Source organism: Pseudomonas sp. YY-1 (assembly GCF_002843095.1).
Lineage (GTDB): Bacteria > Pseudomonadota > Gammaproteobacteria > Pseudomonadales > Pseudomonadaceae > Aquipseudomonas > Aquipseudomonas sediminis_A.
This window is the reverse complement of record NZ_PJLX01000002.1, coordinates 493297-500921: the sequence shown is the minus strand read 5'-3', so window position 1 is coordinate 500921 and position 7625 is coordinate 493297. Positions and strand designations below refer to the sequence as shown.

The following is a 7625-nucleotide window of genomic DNA, read 5'->3' as shown; positions in this document are numbered from 1 at the left end:
CACAAGGAAACCATGAAGGACACTGCCCGCGTACTAGGGCGCATGTACGACGCCATCGAGTATCGCGGCTTCAAGCAGGAGATCGTCGAGGAACTGGCCACCTATGCGGGCGTGCCGGTGTTCAACGGCCTGACCGACGAATACCACCCAACGCAGATGCTCGCCGACGTGCTGACCATGCGCGAGCACAGCGACAAGCCATTGCACGACATCGCCTATGCCTACCTCGGCGACGCGCGCAACAACATGGGCAATTCGCTGCTGCTGATCGGCGCCAAGCTCGGCATGGACGTACGTATCGCCGCGCCCAAGGCGCTGTGGCCGAGCGACGAGCACGTCGCCGCCTGCAAGAAATTCGCCGAGGAAAGCGGCGCACGCATCCTGCTCACCGAAGACCCGAAGGAGGCGGTCAAAGGCGTCGACTTCGTCCACACCGACGTCTGGGTATCGATGGGTGAGCCGGTGGAAGCCTGGGGTGAGCGCATCCAGGAGCTGCTGCCCTATCAGGTCAACGCCGAGATCATGAAGGCCGCTGGCAACCCACGGGTGAAGTTCATGCATTGTCTGCCGGCCTTCCACAACAGCGAAACCAAGATCGGCAAGCAGATTGCCGAGCAGTATCCGCACCTGAAGAACGGCATCGAGGTCACCGAAGACGTGTTCGAGTCGCCCTGGAACATCGCCTTCGAGCAGGCGGAAAACCGCATGCACACGATCAAGGCCATTCTGGTCGCTACCCTGGCTGATATTTAGGTTTACGTAGCCCGGATGCAATCCGGGGATGAGCTTGTCTCCCCTCTCCCATTTATGGGAGAGGGGCCGGGGGAGAGGGCCTGACCGACGACGCCGAACCCCAGACCACAAGCCCCGGATTCAATCCGAGCAACAAGGAGAACACCATGCGACTCGTCATCGCCCTGGGCGGCAACGCCCTGCTTCGTCGCGGCGAAGCCATGACTGCGGAGAACCAACGGGAAAACGTGCGCGTTGCCTGCGAGCAGATCGCCAAGGTGGCACCCGGCGTCGAACTGGTCATCGCCCATGGCAACGGTCCGCAGGTCGGCCTGTTGGCTTTGCAGGGCAACGCCTATGACGCGGCCAACCCCTACCCGCTTGACGTGCTCGGTGCCGAAACCGAAGGCATGATCGGCTATATGATCGAACAGGAGCTGGGCAACCTGCTGCCGTTCGAAGTGCCCTTCGCCACCCTGCTCACCCAAGTGGAAGTGGACAGCGCCGACCCTGCCTTCAAGAAACCGACCAAGCCCATCGGCCCGGTCTACAGCAAAGAGGACGCCGAGCGGCTGGCCGCCGAGAAAGGCTGGAGTATCGCCCCAGACGGCGACAAGTTCCGCCGCGTGGTGGCCAGCCCGCGCCCGCAGCGCATCTTCGAAATCCGCCCGATCAAATGGCTGCTGGAGAAGGGCAGCATAGTGATCTGCGCCGGTGGCGGCGGCATTCCCACGATGTACGACGGCAACCAGTTACGCGGCGTCGAGGCGGTGATCGACAAAGACCTGTGCTCGGCGCTACTGGCCGAACAGCTCAATGCCGACCTGCTGGTAATCGCCACCGATGTCGACGCGGCCTATATCGACTGGGGCAAACCCTCGCAGAAATCCATCGCCGAAGCTCATCCCGATGCCATCGAAACGCTCGGCTTCGCCGCCGGCTCCATGGGGCCAAAGGTGCAGGCCGCCTGCGAGTTCGCGCGCAATACCGGCAGCAGCGCGGTGATCGGTTCGCTGGGAAATATCGAAGCCATCGTCCAGGGGCGTTCAGGCACACGCATCAGCCTGGACTGCAAGGGCATCGTCTATCGCTGAGAGGGCACGATCATGTTCACACCCGGCCACCTTCACCGCGACAACCACGACCGCCCCGAGCATATGCGCCTGCTGCCGCCCTTCTCGGTGGACTTCTACTACGAAGTCCGCAAAGACCCGCAGCAGGGGCCGATGCTGCATATGCGCCTGGTCGGCGACGTCGACGGTCGGCACTTTGAGGAAGCGTTCGAACTGCATCGCGATGTCGCCTTCAACTTCGCCAGCGTGGCGACCCGCATCGCTGCCCGCCATGGCCTGCCTCCCAACGCCAGCCCGGTGATGCGCGGCCACGACGAATACGACAAGGTGTTCGCCGACATTCGCAGCAAACTCAACGCCCAACCGGGCGAACCGGTCAATCTCGATCACATCCTATGACGTAGCTCGGATGCAATCCGGGGCTCTCGCTCATTTCCCGAATTGCACCCGGGCTACGCGCAGAAACAACCATTTATCGTCACTCCCGCGAAGGCGGGAGCCCAGATGATTCCTAGGTTCTGGATGCCCGCCTGCGCGGGCATGACGGCTTTTTCAGATGCGCTCGTTCAAACGACGTAACACCCGCTCTGCGCACAACGCCCTGCCCGCTCTCAAGCCTGCATCGTCCAACCATGCACACCCATCGCCGCCTGACGCCCTGCCTCCGAGCGGGTCGGGTGTGGGTGGCAGGTCAGCGCGATGTCCTCGGCCGAGGCGGAGAACTCCATGGCTACGCAGTACTCGCCGATCAACTCGCCAACGCTCGGGCCGATCATGTGCACGCCGAGAATCTGGTCGGTGTTGGCGTCGGCGAGGATCTTCACGAAGCCTTCGGTCTCGTGGTTGATCTTTGCCCGGCTGTTGGCAGTGAAGGGGAACTTGCCGACCTTGTAGGCGCGGCCCTCTGCCTTCAGTTCCTCCTCCCCCTTGCCGACGCTGGCCACTTCCGGGCGGGTGTAGATCACCCCGGGTATGACCCCGTAGTTGACCTCTGCCGCATGCCCGGCGATGCGTTCGATGCAGGCCACTGCCTCGTCTTCGGCCTTGTGCGCCAGCATCGGCCCGGAGGTGACGTCGCCGATTACCCACACGCCCGGCACGCCGCTCTGGTGCCTTTCGTTGGCGAGCATGCCGCGTTTGTCGGTGTTCAGGCCGACGCTCTCCAGCCCGAGCCCTTTGGTATACGGACGCCGGCCGATGGCCACCAGTACATAATCAGCCTCCAATGTCTCGCTCGCGCCGCCAGTCGCCGGTTCCAGCGTCAGGGTCACGCCGGACTTGCTCGTCTTAGCGCCGGTAACCTTGGTACCCAGCTTGAAGTTCATGCCCTGCTTGCCCAGTGTGCGTTGCAGGGTCTTGGCCGTCTCACCATCAAGACCGGGGCAGATGCGGTCGAGGTATTCCACCACGGTCACCTCGCTACCCAGGCGACGCCATACCGAGCCCAGTTCCAGGCCTATCACCCCGGCGCCGATTATCACCAGGTGCTTCGGCACCTCGGGCAACGATAGCGCGCCGGTAGAGTCGAGGATGCGCTCGTTATCGATGCTTACGCCCGGCAACGGCGTTGGTTCGGAGCCGGTGGCGATGACGATGTTCTTCGTCTCCAGCAGGCGCTCGCCGCCTTCGCTCAGTTTGACCTGTACACGCCCGGGGCCGTCGATACGTCCCCAGCCCTTGACCCATTCCACCTTGTTCTTGCGAAACAGGAACTCCACGCCCTTGGTCAGCGCTTCGACGCTGTCGGCCTTCTGCTTCATCATCTGCACCAGGTTGAGCGTCGGCGTGACCTCAACACCCAGGGCACTGAGCTCACCACCGGCAGCGGCCTCGTAGAGTTCGGACGCATGCAGCAACGCCTTGGACGGCATGCAACCGACGTTCAAGCAGGTGCCACCGAGGGTTTCACGGCCCTCCACACAGGCCACCTTGAGCCCCAATTGGCCGGCACGAATCGCCGCGTTGTAACCGCCAGGGCCGGCGCCAATGATGACCACGTCATAGCTGCTCATTGATTTGTCCTCGAATCAGGGAAGTTTGCCGGCCACCGCAGCCGTGACGACCTGGCGGGTGCGCAGAAGGTGGAAGAACAGAAACGCCAGCACGGCGAACAGCGCGTTCAAGGCAACCATAGGCCAGGCCGAGCCATCCTGCAGGGCGCCCAGCAGCAGACCCGCCAGGGTGGCGCCGGCCATCTGCGAGAAGCCCATCAGCCCCGCCGCCAATCCGGCACGCTGCGGGTTGGGGATCACCGCACCGGCCACGGCGGCCGGCAGCAACATGCCGCCGCCCAGCGTCACCAATACCTGCGGCAGCGACAGCCCCAGAAGCGACAGGCCAAACAGCAGGTAGATCGCCAAGGTCAGCAAGGATCCGAGCAGCACGAGCGCGACACCGATGCCCACCACCCGCTGCGGCCCCAGGCGCTGCACATTGCGCAGGGTGAACAGCGCACCGCCGAGAAGGCCGGAAACGACCAGAGCAAAAGTCAGCCCATATTGCGCGGCGCTCAGCCCCAGCAGGCCGATGTACACCGACGACGAGCCGGCCACCACGACGAACATCGAGCCGTAGGTGCAGGCAATGGTCAGCGCCAGCGCGCGGCAACTGGGCCACACCAGCCGGTAACTGGCCCACAGACCGTTGAGCCGACCAGCTTGGGGATCGCGCTGCAGGTGCGTCTCGCGGTAGCGGGTGAACACGGAGAGCAAGGCCAGGCTACCAAGCACCACGGTCGCCAGCAGTGGCGCGCGCCAGCCGCCGTAATGGGTCAACAGACCACCGACCACCGGCGACAGCACGATGGCCGCGAACATGCCCAACACCGTCAGCGCCAAGGCCGGACCCGCCTGCTCCTGCCACACGTCACGGACGATGGCCCGCGCCAGCACCAGCGCTGCACAGGCGCCCAGCCCCTGCAGCACACGCATGCCGATCAACACCTCGATGTTCGGCGCAAGCAGCATGCCCAGGGTCGCCAGCAGATAAAGGCTCAAACCGCTGAGCAACACCGGGCGCCGCCCGAGCCGATCCGACAGCGGGCCCAGCACCAATTGCCCCAAGCCGAAGGCGCCGACGAACAGCGACAGCGCCAGCAGGCTGCTGCCAGGCTTGGCCTGCAGCCCACGCTCCAGCTCAACCAGGGCGGGAATCAGTAACTGTGTGGACGTCTCTCCCAGCGCGGTGAGCAGCATCAGAATGATCAACAGAACGCGGGAAGGCTGCATGACAAGGCTCCGATCAACAGCGACTGGCGGTTTTTATATTTCAACCATAATATGAAACATTAAATGTCGTCCATCATATTTATTAGGAGCCCGTATGACTGCCTTATCCCGAGACGCCCGCCTCGCCACCTGGATCGCCGAGGAACAGGCCATTCGCAATCAACTAGCCGCCCCTGGCACCCTCAGCCTGGCGGAAGTGGCCGCCATGTCTCCGATGGACTTCTTCAACGGCATCGGCCGCGGCGAACTGCCCTCTCCGCCGATCAACGCCGTGCTCGACTTCACTCCGGTGCAATGGGCCAGTGGCCTGTTCGTGTTCCAGGGCTCGCCGGATCAGCGCCACTACAACCCGCTGGGCAGCGTGCACGGCGGCTACATCGCGACCCTGCTCGACTCGTGCATGGGCTGCGCCGTACATACCTTGCTCAAACCGGGGCAGGGCTACACCACCGCAGACCTGCGAGTGAGCTACATCCGCGCGCTGCGCAGCGAGACCGGACCGGTGCGCGCGGAAGGCCGGATCATTCATGTCGGTCGCTCCACCGCCTTGGCTGAAGGGCGTCTCTATGATGTCGACGAACGCCTGTATGCCGTTGCCTCCACCACTTGCCTGATTCTCGATATGAATGCGCCGCGCCAAAACAGCGACGCCAGTGTAAGATGACAAGCACCATTTGATAGACAGACGAGGCCCGCCATGCGCTATTCGGAAGACCACAAGGCCAAGACTCATCAACGCATCATCGAAGAAGCGGCCCTGCGTTTTCGCCGCGATGGAGTCGGGGCCACCGGCCTGCAGCCACTGATGAAAGCGCTCGGCCTGACCCATGGCGGTTTCTACGCGCACTTCAAATCCAAGGACGACCTGGTCGAAACCGCGCTGCAGCACGCCGTACAGACGCTGGAAAGCAGCACAGCCGAGTCGCTGGAAGGGGCCGAAGCGCCGCTGCAGACGTTCATCCAGCATTACCTGTCCAGCCTGCATCGCGCCAACCCTGGCGCTGGCTGCCCACTGCCGACCATCTCTGCAGAGCTCGGCCAGCGCGGCGAACCCAGTGCCACTAGCGATGTGATCGTGCGCAACCGCCTGGCGCTGATCGAGAACAACCTGAAAGGCGAAGACGCGAAAGACGAAAGCGTACTGATGCTCTCGGCCATGGTCGGCGCCCTGCTGCTGTCGCGCAGCGTCAAGGATCCTGAGCTATCCGACCGCTTGCTGAAAACCACCCGTCGCCTGCTGATCGAGCAGGCGCAGGACGCGTAGTGACAAGGCTATGCCTGAGTTAACTGTGCACCCGTAGGAGCGGATTTATCCGCGAAATTCGCGGCTGAAGCCGCTCCTACAACGTCACTCACGTGCACATAGCCAATAACGAGACTGCTTCAGACTCACTTGTAGCGCGCAGCCGCCTGGTTGCGCGACAGGTTCGGCCCCAAGGCAGCGCGGGCAGCGACGAAGGCGTCCCAGTCGGCTGCATTCGGCAGCGAGGGTATGGTCACCAGTTCGCCCTGATCGAAGCCGGCCAGCGCAGCATCGACCATCTCGCCCACTTCCATGATCATCGACGGCGGCAGCGCCGACGCATCGGTGCCGCTGCGCTCCCAGATTTCGGTGCGGGTCACGCCTGGCATCACCGCCTGTAGCTGCACACCCGAACCACGCAATTCGCCAGCCAGGGTCTGGGTCAGGCTCAGCACATAGGCCTTAGTCGCGCTGTACACGGCGTTGAACATTTCCGGTGCCAGCGCCACCACCGAGCCGAGGTTGATGATGCCGCCACGCCCAGCTGCTGAGAAATTGGCAGCTGCCGCCGCCGCCAGACGCGTCAGGGCCACCACGTTGAGCTGGATCATGGTCTCGGCCTGGTCAAGATCGGCGAACGCCAATGGACCGTTCATGGCGACCCCAGCGTTGTTCACCAGCAAAGCGACATTCGAGTCCTCGCGTAGACGCTTTTCCACCTTGAGCACATCGGCCTTGAGGGTGAGATCCGCCGGCATCACCTCGACCGCAATGCCGTACTCGGCGCCCAGGCGCTTGGCCAGGGTCTGCAGGCGCTGAGCATCACGCGCCACCAGCAGCAAGTCATGGCCGCGCCGGGCCAGGCGCTCGGCATACGTGGCGCCGATGCCAGACGAGGCTCCGGTGATCAGGGCAGTTCCGAGGGCGGATTGGGCATTCATGGCAAGTCTCCAGGGGGTGTGATGAGTGAGAGGGCATCCTCTCACTGATAAAATTACGACCATAATTTAAAAATCATATTACGACCATAATCAAACTAATCAAGCACAGCGCTGGAAAAGCATCACAGCAGCCGCCAGACGGTTGCGCACCAAGTTATGGCTGTTTTTGTCCTTTTGGTCAGAAAAAGGTGCATCGATGGCGCTGGAACGAACCTGAAAATTCCGCGCATCCTTTTGATTTGCAAGGGATATGCACAATCAAGAGAATTGGCGCCGTTTTTGCTCTAGCAGCACCAGCCTGACCAGACGGACAGGTTTAAAAACGCCCGGAGCGATTTTTGACGTCGGCTCCGCAAGGGCGACCGCCATGAATGGCAGGCAAAAAAACCATAACGACACGTCTTAACCA

Annotated in this window: 8 protein-coding genes; 5 read left to right on the top strand and 3 right to left on the bottom strand. The window is 62.7% G+C overall.

Annotation, left to right across the window (positions count from 1 at the left end; genetic code table 11):
- From argF to CXP40_RS05085, 3 genes are all read left to right on the top strand, one after another.
- Nucleotides 1–753 (top strand): ornithine carbamoyltransferase (gene argF / locus CXP40_RS05095; protein WP_106732906.1); only part of this gene is annotated, 753 nt, incomplete at its 5' end.
- A gap of 146 nt (nucleotides 754–899) precedes the next feature.
- Complete coding sequence (gene arcC / locus CXP40_RS05090) at nucleotides 900–1826, top strand: carbamate kinase (RefSeq protein ID WP_106732889.1); 927 nt, start codon at nucleotides 900–902, stop codon at nucleotides 1824–1826.
- Between the two features lie 12 nt (nucleotides 1827–1838).
- On the top strand, nucleotides 1839–2204 hold the full coding sequence (locus tag CXP40_RS05085; protein WP_106732888.1) for a DUF5064 family protein: 366 nt from the start codon (nucleotides 1839–1841) through the stop codon (nucleotides 2202–2204).
- Nucleotides 2205–2416: 212 nt separating this feature from the next.
- On the opposite strand, the gene lpdA is transcribed toward CXP40_RS05085, so the two are convergent.
- Both lpdA and CXP40_RS05075 read right to left on the bottom strand, forming a co-directional pair.
- A complete protein-coding gene (gene lpdA, locus CXP40_RS05080; protein ID WP_106732887.1) occupies nucleotides 2417–3817 on the bottom strand; it encodes a dihydrolipoyl dehydrogenase in 1401 nt (466 codons plus the stop codon).
- Between the two features lie 15 nt (nucleotides 3818–3832).
- Nucleotides 3833–5032: a Bcr/CflA family efflux MFS transporter gene (locus CXP40_RS05075; RefSeq protein ID WP_106732886.1), complete on the bottom strand. Its 1200-nt coding sequence runs from the start codon at nucleotides 5030–5032 to the stop codon at nucleotides 3833–3835.
- Between the two features lie 94 nt (nucleotides 5033–5126).
- Between CXP40_RS05075 and CXP40_RS05070 the strand changes: the two genes are divergently transcribed.
- Both CXP40_RS05070 and CXP40_RS05065 read left to right on the top strand, forming a co-directional pair.
- Nucleotides 5127–5696, top strand: coding sequence for a PaaI family thioesterase (locus CXP40_RS05070; RefSeq protein ID WP_106732885.1), 570 nt, complete (start codon nucleotides 5127–5129; stop codon nucleotides 5694–5696).
- Between the two features lie 33 nt (nucleotides 5697–5729).
- Complete coding sequence (locus tag CXP40_RS05065; RefSeq protein WP_106732884.1) at nucleotides 5730–6296, top strand: TetR/AcrR family transcriptional regulator; 567 nt, start codon at nucleotides 5730–5732, stop codon at nucleotides 6294–6296.
- A 125-nt stretch (nucleotides 6297–6421) separates the two neighbouring features.
- Here the strand turns inward: CXP40_RS05065 and CXP40_RS05060 are convergent, their stop codons facing one another.
- Nucleotides 6422–7216 carry an SDR family oxidoreductase gene (locus CXP40_RS05060; RefSeq protein WP_106732883.1) on the bottom strand — a complete coding sequence of 265 codons (795 nt, stop codon included), beginning with the start codon at nucleotides 7214–7216 and terminating at the stop codon, nucleotides 6422–6424.
- Nucleotides 7217–7625: the final 409 nt, after the last annotated feature.